Source organism: Methylobacterium sp. A52T (assembly GCF_053346095.1).
Window position 1 is genome coordinate 1 of sequence record NZ_JBKFBI010000080.1, and the last position, 26,429, is coordinate 26,429.

At 71.5% G+C, this 26,429-nt stretch carries 23 protein-coding genes and 2 pseudogenes; 8 read left to right on the top strand and 17 right to left on the bottom strand.

The genetic code is table 11. From position 1 onward, the window contains the following. Positions 1–217 (bottom strand): annotated as a pseudogene (locus tag ACLBYE_RS18760) (porin family protein); the annotation flags it as partial. Positions 218–484: 267 nt separating this feature from the next. Continuing rightward, positions 485–1,252, bottom strand: a complete 768-nt coding sequence (pgeF, locus tag ACLBYE_RS18765; RefSeq protein WP_447695335.1) for a peptidoglycan editing factor PgeF — start codon at positions 1,250–1,252, stop codon at positions 485–487. A gap of 144 nt (positions 1,253–1,396) precedes the next feature. On the opposite strand from pgeF, the gene ACLBYE_RS18770 reads away from it, so the two are divergent. After that, a complete protein-coding gene (locus ACLBYE_RS18770) occupies positions 1,397–1,588 on the top strand; it encodes a fibronectin-attachment protein (FAP) (RefSeq protein WP_273561633.1) in 192 nt (63 codons plus the stop codon). Positions 1,589–1,629: 41 nt separating this feature from the next. Here ACLBYE_RS18770 and ACLBYE_RS18775 read toward each other — a convergent pair whose 3' ends face one another. The 10 genes from ACLBYE_RS18775 to rpsF all read right to left on the bottom strand — a co-directional run bounded on the left by ACLBYE_RS18775 (position 1,630) and on the right by rpsF (position 10,498). Beyond that, a complete protein-coding gene (locus tag ACLBYE_RS18775; RefSeq protein WP_447695321.1) occupies positions 1,630–2,700 on the bottom strand; it encodes a class I SAM-dependent methyltransferase in 1,071 nt (356 codons plus the stop codon). Next, entirely contained in the window at positions 2,697–3,599 is a 903-nt protein-coding gene (gene lgt / locus ACLBYE_RS18780; protein ID WP_447695322.1) for a prolipoprotein diacylglyceryl transferase, read from the bottom strand. Before lgt ends, ACLBYE_RS18775 begins: the two co-directional genes overlap by 4 nt. A gap of 82 nt (positions 3,600–3,681) precedes the next feature. Then, positions 3,682–4,611: a VOC family protein gene (locus ACLBYE_RS18785; protein ID WP_447695323.1), complete on the bottom strand. Its 930-nt coding sequence runs from the start codon at positions 4,609–4,611 to the stop codon at positions 3,682–3,684. Continuing rightward, positions 4,608–5,510: an SMP-30/gluconolactonase/LRE family protein gene (locus tag ACLBYE_RS18790; protein ID WP_447695324.1), complete on the bottom strand. Its 903-nt coding sequence runs from the start codon at positions 5,508–5,510 to the stop codon at positions 4,608–4,610. The genes ACLBYE_RS18785 and ACLBYE_RS18790 overlap by 4 nt, the downstream gene beginning before the upstream one ends. Before the next feature lie 10 nt (positions 5,511–5,520). Further along, positions 5,521–5,970: a cupin domain-containing protein gene (locus ACLBYE_RS18795; RefSeq protein WP_020090636.1), complete on the bottom strand. Its 450-nt coding sequence runs from the start codon at positions 5,968–5,970 to the stop codon at positions 5,521–5,523. A 231-nt stretch (positions 5,971–6,201) separates the two neighbouring features. Next, positions 6,202–7,689, bottom strand: coding sequence for a replicative DNA helicase (locus tag ACLBYE_RS18800; RefSeq protein WP_020090635.1), 1,488 nt, complete (start codon positions 7,687–7,689; stop codon positions 6,202–6,204). A 300-nt stretch (positions 7,690–7,989) separates the two neighbouring features. After that, positions 7,990–8,562 (bottom strand): 50S ribosomal protein L9, encoded by a 573-nt coding sequence (gene rplI / locus ACLBYE_RS18805; RefSeq protein WP_447695325.1) that lies wholly within the window; start codon positions 8,560–8,562, stop codon positions 7,990–7,992. A 41-nt stretch (positions 8,563–8,603) separates the two neighbouring features. Then, the gene (locus tag ACLBYE_RS18810) at positions 8,604–9,653 is read right to left on the bottom strand and encodes a hypothetical protein (protein ID WP_447695326.1); all 1,050 of its coding nucleotides are present in this window, start codon (positions 9,651–9,653) and stop codon (positions 8,604–8,606) included. Between the two features lie 128 nt (positions 9,654–9,781). Next, complete coding sequence (gene rpsR / locus ACLBYE_RS18815; RefSeq protein ID WP_007561044.1) at positions 9,782–10,033, bottom strand: 30S ribosomal protein S18; 252 nt, start codon at positions 10,031–10,033, stop codon at positions 9,782–9,784. 3 nt (positions 10,034–10,036) lie between these two features. Further along, on the bottom strand, positions 10,037–10,498 hold the full coding sequence (gene rpsF / locus ACLBYE_RS18820; protein WP_020090632.1) for a 30S ribosomal protein S6: 462 nt from the start codon (positions 10,496–10,498) through the stop codon (positions 10,037–10,039). 528 nt (positions 10,499–11,026) lie between these two features. On the opposite strand from rpsF, the gene hpnA reads away from it, so the two are divergent. The 6 genes from hpnA to ACLBYE_RS18850 all read left to right on the top strand — a co-directional run bounded on the left by hpnA (position 11,027) and on the right by ACLBYE_RS18850 (position 18,084). Then, a complete protein-coding gene (gene hpnA / locus ACLBYE_RS18825) occupies positions 11,027–12,055 on the top strand; it encodes a hopanoid-associated sugar epimerase (RefSeq protein ID WP_026604540.1) in 1,029 nt (342 codons plus the stop codon). Next, positions 12,052–12,948 carry a squalene synthase HpnC gene (gene hpnC, locus ACLBYE_RS18830; protein WP_447695327.1) on the top strand — a complete coding sequence of 299 codons (897 nt, stop codon included), beginning with the start codon at positions 12,052–12,054 and terminating at the stop codon, positions 12,946–12,948. Before hpnA ends, hpnC begins: the two co-directional genes overlap by 4 nt. Further along, on the top strand, positions 12,945–13,796 hold the full coding sequence (gene hpnD, locus ACLBYE_RS18835; RefSeq protein WP_447695328.1) for a presqualene diphosphate synthase HpnD: 852 nt from the start codon (positions 12,945–12,947) through the stop codon (positions 13,794–13,796). The genes hpnC and hpnD overlap by 4 nt, the downstream gene beginning before the upstream one ends. Continuing rightward, the gene (hpnE, locus tag ACLBYE_RS18840; RefSeq protein WP_091679133.1) at positions 13,796–15,097 is read left to right on the top strand and encodes a hydroxysqualene dehydroxylase HpnE; all 1,302 of its coding nucleotides are present in this window, start codon (positions 13,796–13,798) and stop codon (positions 15,095–15,097) included. Before hpnD ends, hpnE begins: the two co-directional genes overlap by 1 nt. A gap of 42 nt (positions 15,098–15,139) precedes the next feature. Further along, on the top strand, positions 15,140–17,137 hold the full coding sequence (gene shc, locus ACLBYE_RS18845; protein ID WP_091925383.1) for a squalene--hopene cyclase: 1,998 nt from the start codon (positions 15,140–15,142) through the stop codon (positions 17,135–17,137). A 233-nt stretch (positions 17,138–17,370) separates the two neighbouring features. Continuing rightward, on the top strand, positions 17,371–18,084 hold the full coding sequence (locus ACLBYE_RS18850; RefSeq protein WP_447695329.1) for a phosphorylase: 714 nt from the start codon (positions 17,371–17,373) through the stop codon (positions 18,082–18,084). 211 nt (positions 18,085–18,295) lie between these two features. On the opposite strand, the gene ACLBYE_RS18855 is transcribed toward ACLBYE_RS18850, so the two are convergent. Next, positions 18,296–19,822 (bottom strand): Do family serine endopeptidase, encoded by a 1,527-nt coding sequence (locus ACLBYE_RS18855; RefSeq protein WP_447695330.1) that lies wholly within the window; start codon positions 19,820–19,822, stop codon positions 18,296–18,298. 326 nt (positions 19,823–20,148) lie between these two features. Between ACLBYE_RS18855 and ACLBYE_RS18860 the strand changes: the two genes are divergently transcribed. Continuing rightward, positions 20,149–20,385, top strand: coding sequence for a hypothetical protein (locus ACLBYE_RS18860; protein ID WP_447695331.1), 237 nt, complete (start codon positions 20,149–20,151; stop codon positions 20,383–20,385). A 201-nt stretch (positions 20,386–20,586) separates the two neighbouring features. Here ACLBYE_RS18860 and ACLBYE_RS18865 read toward each other — a convergent pair whose 3' ends face one another. From ACLBYE_RS18865 to ACLBYE_RS18880, 4 genes and pseudogenes are all read right to left on the bottom strand, one after another. Further along, positions 20,587–23,304, bottom strand: a complete 2,718-nt coding sequence (locus ACLBYE_RS18865) for a valine--tRNA ligase (protein WP_447695332.1) — start codon at positions 23,302–23,304, stop codon at positions 20,587–20,589. A gap of 113 nt (positions 23,305–23,417) precedes the next feature. After that, entirely contained in the window at positions 23,418–23,969 is a 552-nt protein-coding gene (locus tag ACLBYE_RS18870; RefSeq protein WP_447695333.1) for a PopZ family protein, read from the bottom strand. 197 nt (positions 23,970–24,166) lie between these two features. Beyond that, the gene (locus tag ACLBYE_RS18875; RefSeq protein ID WP_447695334.1) at positions 24,167–25,780 is read right to left on the bottom strand and encodes a TolC family outer membrane protein; all 1,614 of its coding nucleotides are present in this window, start codon (positions 25,778–25,780) and stop codon (positions 24,167–24,169) included. 411 nt (positions 25,781–26,191) lie between these two features. Beyond that, positions 26,192–26,429 (bottom strand): annotated as a pseudogene (locus ACLBYE_RS18880) (collagen-like protein); the annotation flags it as partial.

The following is a 26,429-nucleotide window of genomic DNA, read 5'->3' on the forward strand; positions in this document are numbered from 1 at the left end:
AGGGGAAGGGGACGGCGAAGGTGTTGCCGGTGTTGCGGTCGCTGGCGTCGAAGGCGTAGCCGGCGTTGATACCGAAGTAGGCGCCGGTCCAGGTGAAGACCGGGACGGGGGTGAACACCGGCGGCGGCGCGGCGCGGCGCGGCAGGTCGGCGGCGAAGGCCGAACCCGCGAAGGCAACGCCCGCGAGGGCCGTGGTCACACGGAGCATGGATTTCATGATCTGGTCCTCACTGGTGGTCCGCGCCGCCCCACGCGGGGACGGTTGCGGAGCCGGATCTGGCTGCGTTCCAGCGGTTCCAGGGTTGCTTTGCGCTCCGCGGTGTCGCCGACCGCTCTCGCGGCCCCTTGTGGCAACCCGCCGTTTTCCCCGGCACCTTGACCCCTAAACGCGGCCGAATGGCCAAGGTTCATTTACGGCTACGCTTTTTTTCGGGCCGGGGATCGACAAAGTGTCGCAGCCCCTGTCCGAGGCCGAAACGGCTCGTCAGGGCACCAGCGTGATCGCGGAGATCAGGCGGCCGTAATCCGCCTCGCCGCGATGCGTGGTCCGCCGGTAGCTGTAGAACCGCTCCGGATCGGCGTAGGTGCAGAGATTGAGTGCGGTCGCCTCGCCGATCTCGGCCTCGCCGAGCCGGGCCAGGATGAAGCCCGGAAGATCGAACTGGGCGTGCCCGGGCCGCGTGCCGGGGCCGAGGAAGCGCTCCATGCCGGGGGCATCGCTCCGGAAGCGCGCGACGAAGTCCGGGCCGACCTCGTAGGAGGCCTGCCCGATCGTCGGACCCAGGACGGCGACGATGCGGCTGCGCCGCGCGCCTAGCGCCTCCATCGCCGACACGGTCGCGCCGATCACGCCGGTGAGCGCACCCTTCCAGCCGGCATGGGCGGCGCCGACGACGCCGTTCTCGGGATCCGCGAACAGGATCGGCCCGCAATCCGCGGTGGCGATGCCGAGTGCCAGGTCCGGGACCCGCGTCACCATGGCGTCGGCCTTCGGCCGCTCCGCCGCGAAGGGGGCCTCGACGGTGACCACATCGGCCGAATGGACCTGATACAGGCTCACCAGCCGGTCCTGCGCCAGGCCGAGCTGCGCGCACATCCGCGCCCGGTTCTCGGCGACGCGCTCCGGCACGTCCTGCGAGCCGAGGCCGCCGTTGAGCGACGCGTACAGGCCCTCGGAGACTCCGCCGACGCGGGTGAAGAAGGCGTGGCGCACGCCCGCATGGGCGGAGAGTTCCGGCGCCTCGATGAACATGCCTGCGGTCACGGTCGGCCTCGCGCTTGCCCCTGTCGCGCCCCGATAGCGCAAGGGCGGACCCTTGACGATGTCGTTCAACCGTCAGATTCTTGCTGCATTGCAGTACGGAGCCGATCCGGCTCCGCCTTGAGAAGGATCGCGATGTCACGAGGGATCGAGACCGACGCCCTGCCCGAGACGCCCGAGGCCGAAGAGCCCCGGATTCCGAGCGCGCCTGCCCACCCCGTCACGGGAGAGCCCGCCGCCTTCGACCCGACCGACCCCAACCCGCCCGCGCCGCCGACTCCGCGGCCCGCCAGCCAGACCGATTCCGGCTTCGGCTCCTTCGGCTGAGAGTAGCCGGCCCGTACGGGGCCGCGCGTCGTCCCGGCGGCTCAGAGCCTCGGAAATCCCGGGAGCGGCCCGAGGGACGGGCCGCTCACCGCCAGCACCTTGAACAGGCTGCCCATCCCGCCCCGGGCCGGATCGGTCAGGCGCGCGACCGCCGCGTCGATCGCGGCGGCCTGCGCCGGGCTTGCCCGTGCCTTCAGGCGCTCGGCACGGGCACCGAGTCCGAGGGCGGCCAGGAAGTCGCCCTGATCGACGGGGCCGTGGATCGCGGCGCCCTCGGACCGCGCCGCCTGGGCGAGGGCGGCGAAGTCGACGTGATGCGTCAGGTCCGCTTCGCCGGGCTCGGCCAGGGGATCGGCGAAGCGATGTCCCGCCAGGGCCTGGAGGGTGTCGCCGAAGCCCGGGCGGACATGGCCGTAATCGATGGCCAGCAGGGCGCCGCCTTCGGAACACAGCCGGCGGGCCAGCGCGCGGATCAGTGCGAGGCCGGCCGCCGGCACGCTCATCAGCGCGCCGTCCGGGCCGTCCGCCGCGAGGCCCGGGACCGGTTCCGGCGACAGGCCGAAAGCGAGGCCGCCCTCCGGATCGAGGCCGACCTGCCGCTCGTGCCAGCCCGACGGCCGGCGCTCGAACTGGCGCACCGGCAGGCAGTCGAAGAACTCGTTGGCCAGGACGATCGCCGGCCCCCCGGGCAGCGTCTCGACGCTGTCGTGCCACGCGGCACCGGTCCCGGAGAGGGCGCGCGCCTGCGCGGCCCGCAGCACCGGGCTCGTCTCGACGAGGTGCGGTGCCACGCGCACGCCCGGGAGCGCCGCCCGCAACGCGCGCAGCGCGTCCGCCATCAGTGTGCCGCGGCCGGGTCCCAGCTCCACCAGGAGGAGCGGATCCGGCGACCCGATCGGGCCGCGGACGTAGGCTGTCCAGGCACCGAGCAGCTCGCCGAACATCTGGCTGATCTCGGGCGCGGTGGTGAAGTCGCCCTGGGCGCCCAGGGGATCGCGGGTGCGGTAGTAGCCGTGGACCGGGTGCCCGAGGCAGAGGGCCATGTAGCGGTCGACACCGATCGGCCCGTTCTGCCGGATCAGCGCCGCAATCTCGGTTCCGAGCGGGGTCACGCCTCGACGGCCGCCTTGCGGGCGGCCTCGGAGGCCGGCGCTTCCACCGGATGGCGGGGCCGTGTCCGGCCGGTCGCGGCCAGCACGATGTAGGTCAGGCCGACGATCATCATCGGCACGCACAGCAGCATGCCCATTGTCACGCCGCCGCCCATCGGACCGAGATGATCGCCGAACAGGAAGCCGAGCTGGCGATCCGGCTCGCGGAAGAACTCGCAGAATGTCCGGGCCAGCGCGTAGCCGAGGACGAAGATGCCGCCGAGGAGCCCGGGCTTGCGGAACCCGAACCGGCGGACGCTGAGTGCCATGACGATGAACAGCAGCAGGCCCTCGGTGGCCGCCTCGTAGAGCTGGCTCGGGTGGCGCGGCAGCGGGCCGCCGCTCGGGAACACGATCGCGTAGGGGAAGTCCGGCGCCACGCGCCCCCAGAGCTCGCCGTTCACGAAATTGGCGATCCGGCCGAAGAACAGGCCGATCGGCACCACCACGGCGCCGATATCGAGGAGCGTGTAGGCGTTGAGACCTTTCCCACGCGCGAACAGCACGAAGGCCAGGATGGCCCCGATGAAGCCGCCATGGAACGACATGCCGCCGTTGCGGATCGCCAGGATCTCCCACGGATCGGCGATGTACATCGGCAAATTGTAGAACAGCACGTAGCCGATCCGCCCGCCGAGCACGACGCCGAGCGCCACCCAGACGACGAGGTCGTCGATGTCGACGACCTGCGGGCGCTTCACTACGCCCCAGAGGCTGTCGGCCATGACGAGGCGGCGCGCGTAGTACCAGCCGCCGATCAGGCCGGCGATGTAGGCGAGCGCGTACCATTTGATCGTGATCGGCCCGATCGCGATCGCCACCGGATCGATGGCCGGAAAGGGCAGGGCGAGGAGCGGCATCTAACTCACCTCCGGGGCGGCCGGATTGGACGCCGGAGGGGCGACGCGTCAAGCCCGGGGGCGCGCTCCCGGAACGGAGGCCTCAGCCGCGCACGAACAAGAAGCCGTGTCCGTCCGGACCGGCGCAGTAGGCCGCCGTGCCGTCGGCGGAGGTCCGCGGTGTTTGCCCGCTCTCGCGCAGGCGCCGCGACAGGGCCCGCGGGTCTGCGGCGGAGAACACGTAGCGGGTGGCGGCCCGGTCGGCGGGTCCGAATGCGAGCCGCCGCTCTGTCGCGGGCATGCGGTAATGCAGGAGCTCCACGTGCGGCGCGGGGTCCGGCGGCGCGAGGGCGATCACGTCGACCTGCGGATCGTCGACGCCGTCGAGGCGCGCCTGCTCCGGCCCGCGGTTCAGGCCGCGCTCCGTCACCGCCAGCCCGAGGGGGTCGGTCAGGAAGGCCAGGGTGGTTTCGAGGTCGGTGACGGTGATCGCCGAGTGATCGATCCCCAGGAACAGGCCCGGCGCTTCGCGCCAGCGGGCGGCCGCGGGGCCGTCGGGGAAGAAGATCAGCTCCAGGGGATGCCCGTCGGGGTCGCGGAACTTATAGGCGGTCACGCCCCCCGTGGAGGCGGGCAGGCGCTGCGGGCCGCCGTGGCTGATCGGCGTCGGGGCGAGCCGTGCCAGTCGAGCGGCCGCGGCTTTTATGTCGCGGACCGGGATCGCGAGGTGCTGGAAGAACGGGTCGGTCGCCGCAGGATCGGCCGGGTAGGGCGCGCCGGGCGGATCGACCGCCAGGAAGGTCACGGTCTGCCCGCCGAGGCGCATGCGCAGCTGGGTGGCGCGCCGCTCCGCGAGCCCCATCGCCTCCGCCTGCGCGGCGGGAACCGGCTCCGGCGGGGCGACCCGCGCGAAGCCGAGCCCGTCCCGGTAGAAGGCCTCCGTGACGGCGAGGTCCGCGACCGTGCGGCCGAACCCCGCCAGGGCCCGCACGCCGCCCGGAGGAGTGCCGCCCTCTGGAGCGGTGCCGCTCACAGGAGCGGTGCTCCCCGCACGTTCACGTAGATCGCGTAGAGCGCCTGCGAGGCGCACAGGAACAGGCGGCTGTCGTTGCGTCCGCCGAAGGTGAGATTGGCGACCGTCGCGGGCACGAAAATCTTGCCGACCAGCTCGCCGCCGGGGTCGATGCAGTGGACCCCGTCCCCGGCGCTCGACCAGACATTGCCGTGCTCGTCGCACCGGATGCCGTCGGCGTTGCCCGGCGCGATCCGGCAGAACACGTCGCCGCCCGACAGGCCGCCGTCGTCGGCCACGTCGAACACGCGCACGTGCTGGAGCGGATCGGTGTCGAATTGCAGCCCGGTCTCGACGATGTAGAGCCTGCGCTCGTCGGGCGAGAAGCAGAGCCCGTTCGGCCCCTGGAAATCGTCGGCCACCACCCGCAGCGAGCCGTCGCGCGGATCGAAGCGGTAGACGGCGGCGGGCAGCTCGGATTCCTGCTTGCCGCCCTCGTAGTCGGTCTGGATGCCGTAGGGCGGGTCCGAGAACCAGATCGTCCCGTCCGACTTGCAGACGATGTCGTTGGGCGAGTTCAGGCGTCGCCCCCGGTAGTGCTCGACCAGGCCCGTGACCCGCCCGTCGAGCTCGGTCCGATGGATCCGCCGGCCGCGGTGCGAGCAGGACAGCATCCGCCCCTGGCGGTCGCGGGCGTGGCCGTTCTCGAAGTCGCTCGCCTCGCGGTAGACGCTCAGGCCGGCGGATTCCGACCAGCGCATCACCCGGTTGTTGGGGAGATCCGAGAACAGGAGCTCGTCGCGGTCGCCGAACCAGACCGGGCCCTCGGTCCAGCGGAACCCGTCCGCGAGCTTCTGCAGCGGCGCGTTCGGCAGGATGTAGGCCTTGAAGCGCGGCTGCGTGAGTTCGAAGCCGTCCATGGAGCCGCCCCTACTTGAAGCGGCCGGGCTGGTTGACGGTCGGCTCGACCTGGAGCCCGGTCACGATCATCGTGCAGGGCTCGTCGCCCACCGTCCCGGACAGGTGGCCCTTCCGGCCGTCGCGCGCCTTCGTGTTCTGGTCCTCGCCCATCATCAGCTCGCCCGGGCCCATCTCGACCCGGTGGCCGTCCATCGTCTCGACGAACCAGCGGCCCGACAGGACGGCGATCCATTGCGGCCGCGGATTCTCGTGCCACTCGCCGACCCAGCCGACCGGCAGGACCGTGAAGGTCACGACCGACGGCGCCGGGTCCATCTTGTCGTTCCACTGCGGCGCGGTCTCGGGGTTGATCCCCTCGAACTTGAACCGCTCGAGGTGGAACAGCTCCTGGCGACTCACACCCTCCGCATCGGTGTAGACGTGCCAGTACGGCATCTTCGGAGGGGTCGGCTCGCTCATCGTCGCTCCTGCCGCGGCGGGACACACCCTCCCACAACGGCCGGGCTTGGCGATGGTTCGCGGACACGAAAACCGGAAGCCATCGCGCCCCGAGCGCTCCTTGGCGGCGCTGAAGTCTCCAACAAGCGCCGTCCTCGCGAGCGGAGCGAAGCGATCCAGGGTAACGCACCGTCTCCGAGACGGGACACCGCCCCGGTCCGCCTCGCCGCGCTCGCGTTGACGGCGCGACGCTCACATCTGCTCGGGGATCCGGTCCGTCTGCGCGAGGTTCGAGAACCGGGTGATGTTCGCGTCGAACTGCAGCTCCACGGTGCCGGTGGGGCCGTGACGCTGCTTGCCGAGGATCACCTCCGCCTTGCCGTGGACGCGCTGCATCTCGGCCTCCCAGGCGAAGAACTCCTCCGTGCCCTCGCGGGGCTTCTTGTTGCCGACGTAGTACTCCTCGCGGAACACGAACATGACGACGTCGGCGTCCTGCTCGATCGAGCCCGATTCGCGCAGGTCGGCGAGCTGCGGGCGCTTGTCGTCGCGGTTCTCCACCTGACGGGAGAGCTGCGACAGGCCGATGATCGGCACCGCCAGCTCCTTGGCGAGCGCCTTCATGCCCGTCGTGATCTCGGTCATCTCCTGCACGCGGTTGTCGCTGCGCTTGCCCGAGCCCGAGAGGAGCTGGAGGTAGTCGACGATCAGCAGGTCGAGGCCCTTCTGGCGCTTCAGGCGCCGGGCGCGGGCGGCGAGCTGGGCGATCGAGATGCCGCCGCTCTGGTCGATGTAGAACGGGATCGTCTGCATGTCCCGGGCGGCATCGGTGATCTTGTAGAAATCCTCGGGCCGGATGTCGCCGCGGCGGATCTTGTAGGAGGGCACGCCCGACTGCTCGGCGATGATGCGGGTCGCGAGCTGCTCGGCCGACATCTCCAGCGAGAAGAAGCCCACGATGCCGCCGTTCACGGTCCGGGTCGTGCCGTCCGGCTGCTTCTCGCCGCGGTAGGCCTTGGCGATGTTGAAGGCGATGTTGGTCACCAGCGAGGTCTTGCCCATGGCCGGGCGGCCCGCGAGGATGATCAGGTCGGAGGGCTGCAGGCCGCCCATCTTGGCGTCGAGGTCGGACAGACCCGTGGCGATGCCCGAGAGCTTGCCGTCGCGCTGGTAGGCCTTGGCGGCCATGTCGACCGCGGCGGTCAGCGCGTCCGAGAATTTCTGGAAGCCGCCGTCGTAGCGTCCGGCCTCGGCCAGCTCGTAGAGCCGGCGCTCGGTCTCCTCGATCTGGTCCCGGGGCGCCTGCTCCACCGGCGCCTCGTAGGCGCCGTTCACCAGATCCTCGCCGATGGTGATCAGCCGGCGGCGGATGGCGAGGTCGTAGATCGTGCGGCCGTACTCGCCGGCGTTGATCACCGTCGTCGCGTCGGCGGCGAGGCGCGCGAGGTACTGCATCACCGTCTGGCCGCCGAAATCGGCGTCGCCCAGATAGGTCTTCATGGTGATCGGCGTGGCGAGCTTGCCGGCCTTGATCAGGGAGGCCGCCACCGTGAAGATCTGCTGGTGGGCATCCTCCATGAAGTGCTCGGCCAGCAGGAAGTCCGACACCCGGTAATAGGCGTCGTTGTTCACCAGGATCGCGCCCAGCAGCGCCTGCTCCGCGTCGATGTTGTGCGGGGCGACGCGGTACTCGGCCTGGACCGCTTCGAGCTTGGCCGTGAGCGCATTGGGCAAGGCCATCGGCGGACGACTCCGTATCAGGCGCCGCGGCGGGCGCGCCAGGATCACACCGCACGACCTTGGCGCCGGTATGGTTACCGAAGCCTAGCCGACGGCCGGTTCTCCCGGGCCGGGGCGCGGAAAAGCGGACGCCCGCCGACTCTCGCGAGGGGCGGGCGTCCATGCTGGAACAAAACTGGAACGTGTCAAGTCTCGGGGACCATCATCCCCAGTGTTCACCGGTATACACGGCGGGGCCCGCCTCGCTGCCCGGCCGCGCCGCCGCGGGCCCGACCGGCCGGTCGGGCCTGCAGGCGGGGATCAGCCGCGGTCGTCGGCACCCTCGCCGGCATCGGCCAGCGCCTGACCGACCTCGAGGCCGAGGTCGTCGAGGTTGAACGCCTCGCGCTCGGTGACCGACTCGCCGCGGGCCTGACGCTCGGCCTCCTCGGGGCTGCGGGCGACGTTGACGGTGATCTCCACCTCGACCTCGGGGTGCAGCACCACCGGGACCGTGTGCAGGCCCAGCGTCTTGATCGGCTGGTTCAGGGTGAACTGACCGCGATCGACCGTGAAGCCCTCCTTCGAGACGACCTCGGCGAGGTCGCGGGTCGAGACCGAGCCGTAGAGCACGCCGGTCTCGCCGGACTGACGGATGAGGACGAAGCTCTGGCCGTTCAGCTTCTCGGCGACGACCTCGGCGTCCTTCTTGCGGTCGAGGTTGCGGGCCTCGAGCTGGGCGCGCTGGGCCTCGAAGTGCTTCTTGTTGGCTTCCGTCGCGCGCAGGGCCTTGCCGCGGGCGAGCAGGAAGTTGCGGGCGAAGCCCGGACGGACATTCACGGTCTCGCCCATCTGGCCCAGCTTGGCCACGCGCTCGAGCAGGATCACTTCCATGGTCTTTCTCCTTCAGGTGTTCGGCCGCGCGGGCCGGGGTCTCACGGCGCCGGATCGCCCTTGGGGCGTCGGCGGTCGAGGGCTGTGTCGGCGAGGCCGAACAGGGTCAGGGCGACCAGGGCGATGCCCTGGGTCACGAACAGGATCAGGTACATGCCGAACAGCATGAGCCCGCGCCCCGGCCGGCCGCGGGAGCGGTCGTGGAAGGCGGCGAGTCCCTGGAGGGCGAAGGCGGCGCTGAACGCGCCGAGGAGCGCGACCCCGAACACGCCGACATAGCCGGGCGCGAAGCACATCCCGACGGCCGCCGCGACCGCCACGAGCGTGCTGCGCGGCATGGCGGTGGAGGGAATGTCGGGCCAGGGCCGCGGCAGGCGGCCGGAGATCTTCACGATCCGGGCCGACGCCCAGAGGTAGAAGGCCAGCAGCAGGGCGAGGCCGTTCGCCGCGAAGGCGGGCACGACGCGGGCGAGGGCGTCCGCCACCTCGGCCCGCGTGACCTCCGCCGGGTCGGCGTCGGCCTCCGGGGCCGGACCGGGCGTCGCCGCCCCGTCCTTGCCGGCCGCCTCGCCGCCGGTCGAGGGCGCGTCGGCGCGCGGGGCATCTGCGCGCGGGGTCTCGGGGGACGGGCGGGCGGAGGGCAGCCGCGTCTGGACCAGGGTCTGGGCGAGCCCGCGCAGCTGCGCGTCGAAGGCGGCGTGGTTCGGCGACGACAGGACCGCGATGGCGATGAAGGCGAGGGCGGCCGTGGCGGCGATCCAGCCGAGCAGGCGGCCGGTCGGGTACCATTCGAGGCCGGCGGGGGTCTCGCGCCCGAGGAGCGCGAGGTAGGCGAGCCACCAGGCGGGCAGGGCGATGTAGGCCGCGAAGGCCAGTCCCAGGAAGGGCGCGATAACCAGGACCAGCGCGAGGCTGCCGGCGGCGGCCGCGGCGAGCGCGGCCTTGTGGCTCCAGCCCAGGCCGACGATCAGGATCGGCAGCGGCGCCACGAGGTAGAGCAGGATCGCGAGCGGCGTCGCCTTCAGCAGCACCCCGAACAGGAGTGCGGAGACGAGGCCCGCGCCGATACCGATGCCGATGTGCTGTGCCATGAAGTCCGCTGTCCCGCTGCCGGTGCGGCAGGGTTAGAGGCGGCGAGGTGCCCCAACGATCGGGCGGCGCGAGCCGCCCTCTGGGAGGACCGGCCCGGGCAGATGCCGGGCCGGCGGGTTCTGATGGCCTACTTGATCACGTAGGGCAGCAGGCCGAGGAAGCGGGCGCGCTTGATCGCCTGGGCGAGCTCGCGCTGCTTCTTGGCCGAGACCGCGGTGATCCGCGACGGCACGATCTTGCCGCGCTCGGACACGTAGCGGGACAGGAGCTTGACGTCCTTGTAGTCGATCTTCGGCGCGTTCGCGCCGGAGAACGGGCAGGTCTTGCGACGACGGAAGAAGGGACGGCGTCCGCCGCCCGCACCAGCACCGAATGCCATGGGTTAGCCCTCCCCGCCGAAGCTGCGCTCGCCGCGGTCACCGCGATCGCCGCGGTCACCACGGTCGCCGCCGAAGCCGCCACCGCCGAAGCCCTCGTCATCGCGACGACGGCCGCGCTCGCGATCCTTGCGGTCGTCGCGGTCGCGCTTCTGCATCATGGCGGACGGCTCGGAATCGAGCTCCTCGACCCGGATGGTCATGAAGCGCAGCACGTCCTCGGAGATCTGCATCTGGCGCTCCATCTCGGCGATGGCGGCCGGCGGGGCGTCGATGTTGAGGAGGGCGAAGTGCGCCTTGCGGTTCTTCTTGATCCGGTAGGCGAGGGACTTCACGCCCCACATCTCGATCTTCTCGAGACGGCCACCGTTCTGCTCGATCACACCCTTGTAGGTGTCGATCATCGTCTCGACCTGCTGGGACGTCACGTCCTGGCGGGCCAAGAGCACATGCTCGTAGAGAGGCATCGTCGGGCCTTTCATCGTCAAAAGGAGCCCGGCCGCCGGAAGGCGGCTGATTCGGGCCGGTTCATCTCGCGCTACGCTCGGCGCCAAGCCCTTCGAGCCGATTTTCAGGCCCGAGCGGTTGATCGAAGGCGGAGACACCGGACGACGGGATCTGGGAGAGCCCTGTGCCGCGAGCGGCACCGTCCGTTCAGCCCCCGGCCGGAGCGAACGCGAGGGGCGGCGCATAGTCGGTTTTTCGCGACCTGGCAAGGTCGCGGCTCGGGTCGCGGCTCGGGTCGCGGCTCGGGTCGCGGCGTGGGTCGTGGGCCCGAACTCCCCGCTGCCGCGGGGATCGGGCCGTGCGTCCCGTGCCGGGCCCTGCCGGGACGGCCCCGCCTGTGCGTAACACACCCACGGGCGCGTGCCGCGCCGCGGCGCGACCCTGTCCGGCACCGCCGAAGCTTGCCGCTCGGGCGGTTCGATGACACAAGCGCGGCGCGGCTGGGGATCCCCGGCCGCACTGGTTTTCGGTAATCCTCCAGATCCGTGATGGCAGAGGCCCCAGCTTCCGGCCCCTCCGAGGTCGGTCCCGTGCTGATCACCGGCGCGAGCGGCTTCCTCGGCTCAGCCCTGGTCGACGTGTTCCGCCGGGCCGGCTTCCCGGTGCGCATCCTCGTGCGCGCGTCGAGCCCCCGCCGCAACCTCACCTGGACCGACGTCGAGATCGCCGAGGGCGACATGCGCGACCCGGCCGCCGTGGCGGCGGCGATGCGCGGCCAGCGCTACCTGATCCACGCCGCGGCCGATTACCGGCTCTGGGCGCCGGACATGGAGGAGATCGTCCGCACCAACCGCGACGGCACGCGCCTGATGATGCGCGCGGCGCTCGAGGCCGGCGTGGAGCGGGTCGTCTACACGTCGAGCGTCGCGACGATCAAACCGCCGGCCGACGGCGTCACGCCGTCCGACGAGACCATGCCGCTGACGCCCGAGACCGCGATCGGCGCCTACAAGCGCAGCAAGGTCGTGGCCGAGCGGGTGGTCGAGGAGATGGTCGCCCGCGACGGCCTGCGGGCGGTGATCGTCAACCCATCGACGCCGATCGGCCCCCGCGACGTCAAGCCGACGCCGACCGGCCGGATCATCCAGGAGGCGGCGCTCGGCAAGATGCCGGCCTTCGTCGATACCGGGCTCAACCTCGCCCACGTGGACGACGTGGCCCAGGGGCACCTCCTGGCGCTGCGCAAGGGCCGCATCGGCGAGCGCTACATCCTCGGCGGCGAGGACGTGTTCCTCTCGCAGATGCTCGCCGACATCGCCGGCATGGTCGGGCGCAAGCCGCCGACCGTGAATCTGCCCCGGGCCGCCGTCTACCCGGTGGCGTTCTTCGCGCAGCTCGCCGCGCGGGTCACCGGCAGGCAGCCCTTCGCGACGATCGACGGGATCCGCATGTCGCGCTACCGGATGTTCTTCTCGGACAGGAAAGCGCGCGCCGAACTCGGCTACACGGCCCGGCCGTACCGGGAGGGCCTGTCGGACGCGATCACGTGGTTCCGGGAGGCGGGCTACCTCGCATGAGCACTCTCGATTCCGCCACCGCGACGCGCTCCGGCAAGGGGCACCGCGACGAGAACTTCCCCGTCGCCTCGCACCTGATCCATCCCCGCCACCGGGGCGCGATCCTGGCATTCTACAACTTCGTCCGCGCCGGCGACGACGTGGCCGATCACGCCGCCCTGTCGCCCGAGCGCAAGATCGAGCTGCTCGATCGCCTCGCCGACGCGCTCACCGGCGCCGGGCCGTCCGATCCCGAGGCCGAGCCGCTGAAGCGCGAGCTCGCGGCCCGCGGCCTGCCGCCCCGGCACGCCCTGGAACTCCTCGACGCGTTCCGCATGGACGCGCGCAAGAACCGCTACGCGGACTGGGACGAGCTGATCCACTACTGCCGCTACTCGGCCATGCCGGTGGGGCGCTACGTCCTCGACGTGCACGGCGAGGACCCGGCCCGGGTCTACCGGGCGTCCGACGCCATCTGCGCGGCGCTCCAGGTGATCAACCACCTCCAGGATTGCGGCAAGGACTTCGCGGCGCTCGACCGGGTCTACCTCCCGCAGGATTGCCTCGACCGTCACGGCGCCTCCGTGGCGATGCTCGGCGAGGCCGAGGCGCCGCCGCAGCTCCGGGCCGCGATCCGCGAGCTGGCGCAGCGCTGCCTGGACCTCCTCGACGAGGGCGCGGTCCTGCCGGACCTGATCGACGACCTGCGCCTGTCGCTGGAGATCGCCGCCATCCACCGGCTCGCCGTCGTGCTGAGCCGGGGCCTGCTGGAGCGCGACCCGCTCTCGGAGAAAGTCCATCACGGCAAGGCCGCCTTCGCGCTGACGGCGCTGGGCGGCGTCGCCGCCACCCTGGCGCGCCGGCCCTTCCGCGGCCGGACCGTCCGGGCCGCGGCTCAGGGAATCCGCTCGTGACCGCCACCGCCACGCCCGCCCAGGACCACGCGAGCGCCGCCCCCGCGCTGCCCGCCGCCGGCTCCTCCTTCTACACGGCGATGCGCCTGCTGCCGAAGGAGCGGCGGGAGGCCATGTACGCCGTCTACGCCTTCTGCCGCGCCGTCGACGACGTCGCCGACGACGGCGGCACCCGGGCCGTCCGGCAGGTCGAGCTCGACCGCTGGCGGGCCGATATCGACGCGCTCTACGCCGGCCGCCCGGCCCCGCGGGTGCGCGACCTCGTGGAGCCCGTGCGCCGATTCGGCCTGAAGCGCGAGGATTTCCAGGCGGTCATCGACGGCATGGCGATGGACGCCGTCGAGGACATCGTCGCCCCCGACGCCGAGACCCTCGACCTCTACTGCGACCGGGTCGCGAGCGCGGTCGGCCGGCTGTCGGTGCGGATCTTCGGCATGCCGGAGGCGGACGGCATCCGGCTGGCGTGGCACCAGGGCCGCGCGCTCCAGCTCACCAACATCCTGCGCGACATCGACGAGGACGCCGAGCGCGGCCGCCTCTACCTGCCGCGCGAGAAGCTCCGGGCGATCGGCCTCGCCGACCCGACGCCGGCCGAGGCGATCGGCCATCCCCGCATCGGCGAGGTCTGCATCTCCCTCGCCCGCGAGGCCGAGGACCATTACCAGGCGACCTGGGAGATCATCCGGCGCAGCCCCCGCAAGGCGACCAAGGCCGCCCGGCTGATGGCCGCCGCCTATCACCTCTACCTCAAGGCGGTCCTCGCGCGCGGCTGGGCGATGCCCCGCGCCCGGGTGAAGCCCGGCAAGCTCGCGCTGCTGGGCGTCGTCGTCCGGCACGGCCTGATCTGATGGGCACCGTCCACGTCGTCGGCGCCGGCCTCGCCGGCCTCGCCGCTTCCGTCGCGCTCGCCGAATCCGGCGCCCGGGTGGTCCTGCACGAGGCCGCCAAGCAGGCCGGCGGCCGCTGCCGCTCGTACTACGACCCGGCCCTCGGCCTGACCATCGATAACGGCAACCACCTGCTCCTGTCCGGCAACGCCGATTCCCTCGGGTTCCTCCGGACGATCGGCGCGCCGGCCGACGCCCTGGTGGGGCCGGACGTGGCGGAGTTCGACTTCGCCGACCTGAAGACCGGCGAGCGCTGGCGGCTGCGGCCCAACGCCGGGCGGCTGCCCTGGTGGGTCATGAGCCCGGCCCGCCGCGTCCCCGGCACCCGGGCGCGGGACTACCTCGCGCCCCTCGGGATCCTGCGCGCGGCCTCCGGCAAGGCGGAGGGCGCGGGCGGCACGATCGGCGCCCACATGGCCTGCGAGGGCACGCTCTACCGGCGCCTCTGGCACCCGGTGCTGCTCGCGGCCCTCAACACCGAGCCCCGCGACAGCGACGTCGGACTGGCGGCGCGGATCCTGCGCGAGACCCTGGGGGCGGGCGGCAAGGCCTGCCGCCCGCTCGTGGCCGTCGAAGGGCTGTCCTACGCCTTCGTGGATCCGGCGATCCGCTACCTCACGAGCCGCGGCTGCGAGATCCGCCTGGGACGGCGCCTGCGCGGCCTCGACCTCGCGGACGGCCGCGTCGGGCAGCTCGTGTTCTCGGACGGTGCCGAGACCCTCGGTCCGGAGGACGGCGTCGTGCTGGCGCTGCCGCCGTGGGTCGCCCGGGAGGTGTTGCCCGGTCTCCTCGCACCGGTGGAATTCCGCTCCATCGTGAACGCGCATTTCGCGCTGGTGCCCAAGCCCGGCAGCCCGCTCGTCCTCGGCGTGGTCAACAGCCTCACGGAGTGGCTTTTCGCCTATCCCGACCGGTATTCGGTCACGATCAGCGGTGCCGACCGGCTCCTCGACGTGCCCCGCGAAGACCTCGCGCGGCAGATCTGGGCCGAGATCGCACAGCTGTGCAACCTTGCACCCGACCTGCCCAGCTGGCAGATCGTAAAGGAGAAGCGTGCGACCTTTGCGGCGACGCCGGCGGAAGCCGCGCGGCGCCCGAAGGCTGAAACCGCCTACGACAATCTCGTCCTGGCAGGCGATTGGACCGCCACCGGCCTGCCGTCGACGATCGAGGGAGCGATCCGCTCTGGTCAGACGGCCGCACGTTCCTTGCGTGCGGGATCTGCCGCGCGTGCTGGAACCCAGGTGCGCGGCGCAGCTTGAGGCATGGCGTCCGCCGCGAGGCGGTCGTTCGAGGCGAGGACTATGAGAGAGGCCGTTAGCAAAGTCGAGGCGCTGCAGCGCTCGAAGACTCAGGGGATCTCGCTCGAGGACGTCGAGCGCGGCGTGGCGCAGGCGACGCGCGCGCTGACCGCCCTGGCGCACGACGACGGGCACATCTGCTTCGAGCTCGAGGCGGATGCCACGATCCCGTCCGAGTACATCCTGTTCCACCATTTCCGCGGCACGCGGGTCCCCGGCGACCTCGAGGCCAAGATCGGCAACTACCTCCGCCGCACCCAGGGGCGGCACGGCGGATGGGCCCTCGTCCACGAGGGGCCGTTCGACATGAGCTGCACGGTCAAGGCGTACTTCGCCCTCAAGATGATCGGCGACGACATCGAGGCGCCGCACATGCGCCGGGCGCGCGAGGGCATCCTGTCCCGCGGCGGCGCGGCCAACGCCAACGTGTTCACCCGCTTCATGCTGGCCCTCTACGGCGAGGTGCCGTGGCGCGCCGTGCCGGTGATGCCCGTCGAGGTGATGTTCCTGCCGAAGTGGTTCCCGTTCCACCTCGACAAGATCAGCTACTGGGCCCGCACCACCGTGGTGCCGCTGTTCGTGCTCCAAGCGACCAAGCCCCGGGCGCGCAACCCGCGCGGCATCAGCGTGCAGGAGCTGTTCGTCACCCCGCCGGAGAGCGTCCGCTCCTGGCCGGGCTCGCCCCACGCCACGTGGCCCTGGACGCCGATCTTCGGCTTCATCGACCGGGTGCTGCAGCGGGTCGAGAACCACCTGCCGCGCAAGAGCCGGCAGCGCGCCATGGAGATGGCCCGCGCCTGGGTGAGCGAGCGCCTCAACGGCGAGGACGGCCTGGGCGCCATCTTCCCCGCCATGGTCAACTCCGTGCTGATGTACGAGGTGATGGGCTACCGGCCCGATCACCCGCAGGTCCGCGTCGCCTGCGATGCCATCGAGAAGCTCGTGGTCGAGAAGGCCGACGAGGCCTACGTGCAGCCCTGCGTCTCGCCGGTCTGGGACACGGCGCTCGCGAGCCACGCGCTGCTCGAGGCCGGCGGCCCCGAGGCCGAGGCGCAGGCCCGCGCCGGTCTGGACTGGCTGAAGCCCCGGCAGGTGCTCGACATCGTCGGCGATTGGGCCGCGCGCAAGCCGAAGGTCCGTCCGGGCGGCTGGGCATTCCAGTACGCCAACGCGCACTATCCCGACCTCGACGACACCGCCGTGGTGGTGATGGCGATGGACCGGGCCATGCACCAGCACGGCCTCGTCGCCGGCATGCCGGACTACAAGGCCTCGATCGCCCGCGCCCGGGAATGGGTCGAGGGGCTGCAATCCGAGGACGGTGGCTGGGCGGCGTTCGACGCCGACAACAACCACATGTACCTCAATCACATCCCGTTCTCGGATCACGGCGCGCTGCTCGACCCGCCGACCGCGGACGTGACCGCGCGCGTGGTCGGCATGCTGTCCCAGCTCGGCGAGACCCGGGAGACCTCCCGCGCCCTCGACCGCGGCGTGAACTACCTCCTGAACGATCAGGAGGAGGACGGCTCGTGGTACGGCCGCTGGGGCATGAACTTCATCTACGGCACGTGGTCGGTGCTCTGCGCCCTCAACGCCGCCGGTGTCGACTCCGCCGATCCGCGCATCCAGAAGGCCGTGTCCTGGCTGATCCGCATCCAGAACCCGGATGGCGGCTGGGGTGAGGATGCCTCCTCGTACAAGATCGACCCGGCCTTCGAGCCCGGCTCGTCCACCGCCTCGCAGACCGCCTGGGCGCTCCTCGCCCTGATGGCGGCCGGCGCGGTCGACGACCCGGCCGTGACCCGGGGCATCAACTTCCTGACCCGCACGCAGGGCGCGGACGGGTTCTGGAAGGAGGAGCGCTACACCGCCACGGGCTTCCCGCGGGTCTTCTACCTGCGGTACCATGGTTACCCGAAGTTCTTCCCGCTCTGGGCGATGGCGCGCTTCCGCAACCTCAAGCGTGGCAACAGCCGGCGCGTCCAGTTCGGCATGTGACGTCCGTCGACGTCCTGGGGCCGGCCCGGCGGGCCGGCTCCGCTCCGCCGGATCGCGGCGCGCTCGACCGTCCCGACAGCCGATCCGCGAGCCCCGGTACGAGACACGTGGCCTCTTCAGACAGCGATCCCGCGGGACCGGACGAACCGCCCCCCGCGCCGGATCCGGCGCGGACCCCGCCCCGGCGCTCGCGCCTGCTTGCGGACCTCGCCGGACTCGTCCACGAGCGCGCCATGATCGATCTCGCCGCACCCGTCCTGGCCGTCACCGGCCTCGCCCGCGAGCGCCGCATGGCGGCGGGGGAGGGGGTCGAGGCCGTGGGGGCCGGCGGCAATCCCCACCGGCTCCGCCAGCTCCTGGAGGCCCGCGGCCAGCCCGGCTGCCGGGCTGTGATCAGCTTCGGCATCGCGGGCGGCCTCGATCCCTCGCTCCGGCCCGGCGACGTCGTGGTGGGCACCGGCGTGGTGAGCGAGGAGGGGCGGCGCGCCGCCGATCTCGACCTGTCGGCCACGCTGCTCAACCTCCTGTCCGGCGTCGGGCCGCGGGTGATCCCGGCGGATCTGGCTGGCGTCGACACGGCGGTGCTCGCGGTCGACGGCAAGACGGACCTGCGGACCACCACCGGCGCCGCGGCCGTCGACATGGAATCGCACGTGGCCGCGTCCTTCGCGGGCCGGCACGGCCTGCCCTTCGCGGCCGTCCGCGTGATCTGCGATCCGGCCGATCAGGCCTTGCCGGCCTTCGCGGCCTCGGCGCTCACGCCGGACGGCGAACCCGACATCGCCGCGGTGTTCTTCGCCTTCGCGCGCGGCCGGGCGCGGCTGGGAGACCTGATGCGCCTCGCCCGGGACTCGAACGCCGCCTTCGCGGCGCTGGGACGGTGCCGGACGCGGCTCGGGCCGGGGCTCGGGATCCCGATGCCGGGACGTGAAACGGCTTCAGGTTGAGATAGGCGGCCACGCACCGTCTTTGCGAGCGAAACGAAGCAATCCAGCTGCAGCCCCGCTGGCCGATGTACCGCCGCCTGGGTTGCTTCGCTGCGCTCGCAAAGACGATCGGTTCAGACACGCAAAAAAGACGCCGGCCTGTTCGGCCGGCGCGAGTCGGAGGTCACCACGAGACGGCGCGGGGCGGACCCCGCGCCGGGAGAAACCGGCCTCAGCCGGCCTTCTTGTTGAGCGAGACCGCCACGAACCGGGTCTGGCCCTTGCCGCTCTTCACCCGCATCAGCACGGCCTTGCGCCCGCTCGACTCGGCCGCCCGGATCTGCGTCGCCACGTCCGACGGACGGGCCACGCTCTGGCCGCCGACGTCGAGGATCACGTCGCCCGCCTCGATACCCTTGGCGGCCGCCGGGCCGTCGGGATCGACCTGGACCACCGCGACGCCCTGATCCGACAGGCCGACATCGCCGGCCGGGGCGAGCTGCAGGCCGAGCCGCGGCTGGCCGTTGCCCGAGTCGTCGTCGCGGCTCGCCATCTTGGTGCCGTCGGTCGGCATCGTGCCCAGCGTCACCGTGGCGGTGTCGGTCTTGCCGCCGCGCAGATAGCTCAATTCGACCTTGGCGCCCGGCTTCAGGCCGGCGATCTTGCGCGACAGTTCGCGGGCGCTGTCCACCGTGTCGCCGTTGACCTTCTCGATCACGTCGCCCGCCTTCAGGCCAGCCTTGGCCGCCGGGGTACCGTTCTCGGCGTGGTCGACCAGGGCGCCCTTGGCCTTGTCGAGGCCCAGGCCTTCGGCGATGTCCTGCGTCACGGGCTGGATCTGGACGCCCAGGTAGCCGCGGGCGACCTTGCCGTCGGTCCGGAGCTGGTCGACCACCGCCTGAACGGTCTCGGCGGGGATCGCGAAGGCGAGGCCGACGCTGCCGCCCGACGGGGACGCGATGGCGGTGTTCATGCCGACCACCTCGCCGTTGACGTTGAAGGTCGGGCCGCCCGAGTTGCCCTTGTTGATCGGCGCGTCGATCTGCAGGAAGTCGTCGTAGGGGCCGGCGCCGATGTCGCGGCCGCGGGCCGAGACGATGCCGGCGGTCACGGTGCCGCCGAGGCCGAACGGGTTACCGATCGCCACGACCCAGTCGCCGACCTGCGGCGCGGCCTTGCCGAACTGGACGTACGGGAAGTTCGAGCCCTCGGTGATCTTCAGCAGGGCGACGTCCGTCTTGGAATCCTTGCCGATGACTTTCGCGTCGAGGGTGCGGCCGTCGTCCAGCGTCACCTGCACGGTCTTGGCATGGTCGACCACGTGGTTGTTGGTGACCACGTAGCCGTCGGCCGAGATGATGAAGCCGGAGCCGACCGCACCGCGCGGGCCCTGATGCTGGGGCTGCATGCCGCCGGGGCCGTTCTGGCCGAAGCGCTTGAAGAACTCGCGCAGCTGCGGCGGCACGTTCTGGAGGTTGCGCCCCTGGCTCGGACCGTCGTCGTCGTCGCTGCTCGCCGAGTCGTCGAGCTTCACCTTCACCGAGACGACGCCCGGCTTCACCTTGCTGACGATGCCGGCGAACGAGCCCGGCGGGTGCTCGGGGGCCTCGATCGGCGACTTGGGCAGAGCCTGCGCGTAGGCCGGGGTCGCGGCCGGCAGATAGCCGCTGCCGACGGCACCGCCGGCGATCAGCGCGGCGGCCGCCACGGAGGCGAGGGCGCGGCGCGAGGTGCGGCCAGTGGGACGGGTCTCGGTCATGGGGGGTCTCAACCTCTCGGGACTGATCGGGACGACGCCGGCGGTCGCGGCCGTCGATGGGATCTGTCTAAGGGGCGGCGCCTGACCCGGGCGTGGCGATCAAATTACCGTTTGGACAGGTGGCCGAGCGGTCGTGAAGCCCCACCTCGACCCCCGCGATCGACCGATAACGGAGGCCCGACGTCGCGGCGCCGGCCGAGCCGGATCCGGGCTCGTGCCACCCGGCACCGCGGTTTCCGGAAGTCGATCTAAAATACCGCTCAGTTCGGCAGACCGGCGTAAATTCGGTGCCGCTAGACCCGAGCGTGCAGGCAGAGGGATCGACAATGAAGGCGCTGCTGGCGGCTGCCATGTTCTTCGGGTCGACTATCGGCGCGTTGGCGGTCGACTCGTACGCGGATTACCGGGGCTACTTCGACGCGAAGCCCGACGTCACAGATCGCGCGCCGCGCGGTGCTTCCGACGGGACGTACGGCGTCGATACGCGACGCCCCGGCGATGAGCGCGCCGCGAAATCGGCGGCCAACTTCCGGCCCGGCTACTGGAACCAGGCCGGCGGCTAAGTTCCGCCGGACTATGCCCTGCATCCGCGGGGCGCGTCGCAGGACGGCTTCTGGACCCCGAACGACGCGACCGCCGCCAGTTGGGGTGGGCCGCGGGCGTTCACTGGCACGCTCGGCACCCGCCGCTGACGCGCCGGCGCAGGGCGCCGAGGCCTGGTTGGGACGCGGCCTGACGGTTCGAGGCGCGTCCCGGACGGGCGTTCAGTCGCCGCTGAGCCGGTCCAGAGCTTCCTCGATCTTCGCCAGCCGCGCCGACTCGCTCTCGCGGCGCTCCCGGTTCTCCTCGATGATCTCCTCGGGCGCCCGGGCCACGAAGTCGGCGTTACCGAGCTTGGCGTCGATCTTCTTGATCTCGCCCTGCGCCTTGCCCTGCTCCTTCTTCAGGCGCGCGACCTCAGCCGCCAAGTCGACCACGCCTTCCAGCGGCAGCGCGGCGACGCTGCCGCGCACCAGGAGCTGGACCGAGTTCCTCGGCGGCGCCTCCGAGAAGGTGATCTCCGACAGCCGGGCGAGGCGCAGGAGCGTGTCGCGCCACGCCTCCACCCGCGCTCTCACCTCCGGGGCGGCGCCGACCATGACCAGCGGGATCTGCGCGCCGGCCGGAACATTGGTCTCGGACCGCGCCGAGCGGATCTGGCTGACGAGATCGACCACGAACCCGACCTCGGCCTCGGCGGCCGCGTCGGCGAGACCGCCGAGGTCCGGCCAGGCGGCCAGGGTCAGCAGGCCGCGCTCCGGCAGGTCGGCGCCCTTGATCGCCCACAGCTCCTCCGTGAGGAACGGCATGAACGGGTGCAGCAGCTTGGCGACCTGATCGATCAGGAACGCCACGCTCGCCTGCGTCTCGGCCCGGATCGCCGGATCGACGCCCTCGCCCTGGAGCACCGGCTTGGCGAGCTCGAGATACCAGTCGCAGAAGATGTTCCAGACGAAGCGGTAGGCCACCGCCGCCGCGTCGTTGAAGCGGAAGGCCTCGAGGGCGCCCGCGACCTCGTCGACCGCGCGGGCCGCCTCGGTGAGCGCCCAGCGATTGATCGCGCCGGTGGCCGAGCGCGGGTCGAAGGCCGGGTCGAGGCGGCAGCCGTTCAGCTCGGCGAAGCGGGCGGCGTTCCAGAGCTTGGTCGCGAAGTTGCGGTAGCCCTGGACCCGGTCGGTGGACAGCTTGATGTCGCGGCCCTGGACGGCCAGCGCGCAGAGGGTGAAGCGCAGGACGTCGGCGCCGACCTGATCGATCAGCTCCAGGGGATCGACGACGTTCCCCTTCGACTTCGACATCTTTGCGCCCGACGCGTCCCGCACCAGGGTGTGCAGGTAGACCGTGTCGAAGGGCGCCCGGTCGGTGAGGTGCAGGCCCATCATCATCATCCGGGCGACCCAGAAGAACAGGATGTCCTTGCCGGTCACCAGGGTGTTGGTCGGGTAGAAGCGCGCGAGTTCCGGGGTCGAGTCCGGCCAGCCCAGCGTCGAGAACGGCCAGAGCGCCGAGGAGAACCACGTGTCGAGGACGTCCGCGTCGCGGGAGAGCGCGACCGGCCGGCCGTGCTGCGCCTCGGCCGCCGCCTGCGCCTCGGCCTCGCTCTCGGCGACGAAGATGCCGCCCGCCTCGTCGTACCAGACCGGGATCTGGTGGCCCCACCAGAGCTGGCGCGAGATGCACCACGGCTCGATGTTGGTGAGCCACTGGAAGAAGATCTTCTCGTAGTTCTCGGGCACGAACTTGGTCTGCCCGTCGCGCACCGCCTGCAGGGCGCGCTCCGCGAGCGGCTTGACGTTCACGTACCACTGGTCGGTCAGGTACGGCTCGATGACCACGCCCGAGCGGTCGCCGTGCGGGACCGCGTGGGTGTTCGGCTCGATCGCGCGCAGCCGACCGCGCGCCTCCATCAGCGCCACCACCTCCTTGCGGGCCTGCGCCCGGTCGAGGCCGTGGAGCGCCAGGGCCTCCGGCTCGGGCGCGACGCCGTCGAGGAAGTCGGCGTTGCCGTCGAGCAGCATCCGGCCCTCGGGATCGAGGACGTTGATCAGGCCGAGCCCGTGGCGGCGGCCGACGTCGAAGTCGTTGAAGTCGTGGGCGGGCGTGATCTTGACCGCGCCGGTGCCCTTCTCGGGATCCGAGTAGGTGTCGGCCACGATCGGGATCAGCCGCCCGACCAGCGGCAGGCGCACGCGCTGGCCGACGAGCGCGGTGTAGCGCGCGTCCTCGGGATGGACCGCGATGCCGGTGTCGCCCAGCATCGTCTCCGGGCGGGTGGTCGCCACCGTGATGACGGCGCCGGTCTCGTTGCCGGCCTCGTCCACCACCGGGTAGTCGAAGTGCCAGAGATGGCCCCTGGTCTCGACCTGCTGGACCTCCAGGTCCGAGATCGCGGTCTGGAACTTCGGGTCCCAGTTCACCAGCCGCTTGTCGCGATAGATCAGGCCCTGCCGGTGCAGGTCGACGAAGGTCTTGAGTACGGCCCGGCTCAGCCCCTCGTCCATGGTGAAGCGCTCGCGGGACCAGTCGCAGGAGGCGCCCAGCCGCTTGAGCTGGTTGACGATCGCGCCGCCGGATTCCGCCTTCCAGGCCCAGACCTTCTCGACGAAGGCCGCGCGGCCGATCTCGCGGCGGCCGGGCTCCTGACGCTCCATCATCCGCCGCTCGACCACCATCTGGGTGGCGATGCCGGCATGGTCCGTCCCCGGCTGCCAGAGCACGTCCTTGCCGCGCATGCGCTCGAAGCGGCAGAGGATGTCCTGCAGCGTGTTGTTCAGGGCGTGGCCCATGTGCAGGGAGCCCGTCACGTTCGGCGGCGGGATCACGATGCAGTACGGCGGGGCCCCGGCGCGCTCGGGCCGGCCGGCACGGAAGGCGTCCGCCTCGGCCCAGGCGGCGGAGATCCGCGCCTCGACGGAGGTGGGCTCGAAGGTCTTGTCCATCATCGCGGGTACGGGCCGGCGCTTGTCCAAACGGGGGTGGCCCCGCTTTCGACCGTCACGCCGCTCCCGTCAACACGCGGACGGCGGCCCGCGGCCGCCGAACCCAGGCCGCCGGCTCAGCGGCCGCGCGACACCCGCTCGATCTCGGCGCGCACGAGGCGCTCGACCACGGCCGGGAGATTGTCGTCGAGCCAGGATTTCAGCATCGGCCGGAGCATCTCCTTGACGAGATCCTCCAGGGTCCGGGCGTTCTGCGTCAGCACCGTGTGGGCCAGCAGGTTGAACGCGCCGCTGACGCTGGCATCCGTGGCCGCAGAGACCAGGGCCTCGGGCTCCGGTTCGGGCGCGCGGGCCGCCTGGAGCACGGGCTGCGGGGGCGGAGGCGGTGGGGGCGGCGGCTCCGGCTCCGGGGCCGGCTCGGGCTCGGGCTCCGGCTCGGGCGCGGCAATCACCGGGTCCTCGAAATCGATCGCGTCGAAGTCGAGCAGGTCCGGGGCCGGCTCGGGTTCCGGCTCCGGCTCGACGACGCGCGGGCGCATCACCGGCTCGGCGACCTCCGCGAGGTCGAGCACGTCGTCGGGCTCCGGAGCGGGCGCCGCGACCTCGGCCGGCTTGGCGGCCTGATCGTCGGCGATGATCCTCCGGATCGACGCGAGGATCTCTTCCATCGAAGGCTCGTGCGCCTTATCGGCAGCCTTGTCCTGGAATTTCGAGTCCGGGATCTTGGGGCTTGCTGCACTCATCGGCAGGCGCACTCGGGCATGGGAGACTGGAAAGCGACCCGAATGGATCGATGTTCAATCAGTATTCCATGCCGTTTCGTGACGGCAAGCGCGCCCACAACACACTCCCCGTGGAAAAGCCGTCAGCGACCGTCCGGGGTGCGCAGGCCGAACCAGAGATCCTTGACCTGATCGTAGTGAACCTTGGCGCTGTAGTATTCGACCGGGAGCGCCGTGAAGCGTGCGGTCAACTGTCCGATCGCCTGGACCACCCCGTAGGAGAAGATCACCCGGTCACGCTGGGCGACGATGAGGTTCACCCGGGAGTTCAGCAGTTCCTGCTGCGCGTTGAGCACGTCGAGGGTCGTGCGCTGGCCGACGCGCGCTTCCTCTCGCACGCCGTTCAGCGCCACCTCGTTGGCCTGGACCTGGGCCTGGGCGGCGATGACCTGCGCCTTGGCGGCCTCGAGCCGGCCCCAGAAATCGACGATCTGGGCGCGGACCTGATCGCGGATCTGGTCGACCTGGATGCGGGCCTGGCCGACCGACTCCTTGGCCTGCCGGATCTGCGCGTAGGTCTGGCCGCCCTCGTAGATCGGGATCGAGAGCCGGCCGCCGACGAAGCCGACGAAGAAGCTCTGGTTCGGTCCGTTCTGGTCGTAGAGCTGGCTGAGCGAGCCCTGCAGGCTGAGCTGCGGGGCGAGCTGGCCTTCCAGGACTTTCACCTGGGCCTCGCTCGCGTCGACATTGTGGATGGCCGAGACGACCTGCGGGTGCTCGCGCAGGCCGACGGCGATCGCCTGATCGAGACTGCGCGGGACGAACCGGTCGAGCGGCCGACCCGGCGCGAGCTGGCGCGGCTCGACGCCGATATTCTGCCGGTAGACGCCGATGCTCGTGCGGAGGGTCGATTCGGCCTGGGCGACCTGCGATCGCGCGCCGGCCAGTCGAGCCTCGGCCTGGGCGACGTCGGTCCGGGTCACCTCGCCGACGTTGAAGCGGTCCCGGGTCTGGCGGAGTTGCTCCTCCAGAACCTCGACGTTGTTCCGGTTCAGCTCCAGCGTCGCCGTGTTGCTGAGCACGTTCATGTACGCCTGGACGGCGCTGTACAGAACCGACAGTTCGGTGAAGCGCAGGCTCTCGCGCTGGCTGTAGACCTGCGACTCCGCGCGCCGGACCGTGTTGTCGGTCTGGAAGCCGTTGAAGATCGTCTGCGTGACGTTCAGGCTGGCGGAGCTCGGCAGGTAGGTTGTGCGCGTCGTCCGCCGGGAGGTGATGACCTGGCTCGCGATGTCGGAGGTCGCGCCGCCGGACAGGCCCTCGCCGCCGGTCGCGGAACCCGCCGCCCCGGCACCTGAGGTTCCGATGCCGGTGGTGCCACCCGCGGTCCCGATCCCCGTCGTCCCGATCCCCGTGGTCGTTCCGGTCCCGGTCGTCCCGGCGCCCGCCGTTCCGCCCAGGCCGCCGCCCGTCGTCCCGAGGGCCGATCCGGTGGTGGTCGCGGCCGTGCCGCCGGTGGCCGCCGACGCGACCGTGCTGGACGAGCGCGTCTGAAGGTACTGGACGCCGATCGCGGCGTTGACGTTGACGGTCGGCCGGTAGCCCGACTGCGCGATCGCCACGTTCTCGTCGATAGCGCGCACGCCCGCACGGCTGGCGTTCAGGCTCGGATTGCCCTGATAGGCCTTCGCGAGAGCGCTCTCCAGAGTCTCGGCCGATGCCGGCATGGCAGCCAGCATCGCGAGTCCGGACACCATCCCGGCCAGGCGGAACGTCGGGCAACTCGCTGGTGGACGTCGTGTCACGATGAACAAGCCCTTGCGGTCTCTTTCGGTCCGGAAGTCCGAGACGAAAACGGCCAAGGTACGGCGTTTCGCTCGTCTCCGATCAAGCCCGCCCCACCGTCACGCTTAGCGCAAACCGGACGCTTTGGCTCGCCTCGGTGCGGGTCTGGCGGCGGAATGTGCGGCGTTGGGGCATTAAGGTGACACACCCGGCGCGGACAGCGCGGCACGCGAGCGAATTGAGTTGTTAAGTCGCATAAATACGCTCTTCCAAAGACTATTGACGGCGTGCAGCCACGCGAGACTTGGGAGCCGACGCATCGCCCCCGGCTGGGCAGGGGGGGGCGTTCCGCGGCTGGCCCTGCGGTCGACACCGGTCCGCGCCTAGTAGCGGTCCATCCCGCCGCCGCCGGCGTCGGGCTCCAGATCCAGCGGTCCCTCGGGCGCGGATTCCGGCTCGGGTGCGCGGCGCGCCCGCGCCGGCGGTCGCGGCTTCGGCACCGGCCCTGCCAGCGCGGCCGACGGGTTCGGTTTCGGCGCGGCGCTCGGGGAAGCCGGCTGCCCGCGGGTGCCGGGCGGCCCGGGCGGCCCGGGCGGGGCCACGGGCCCCCTCCGCCCCCCG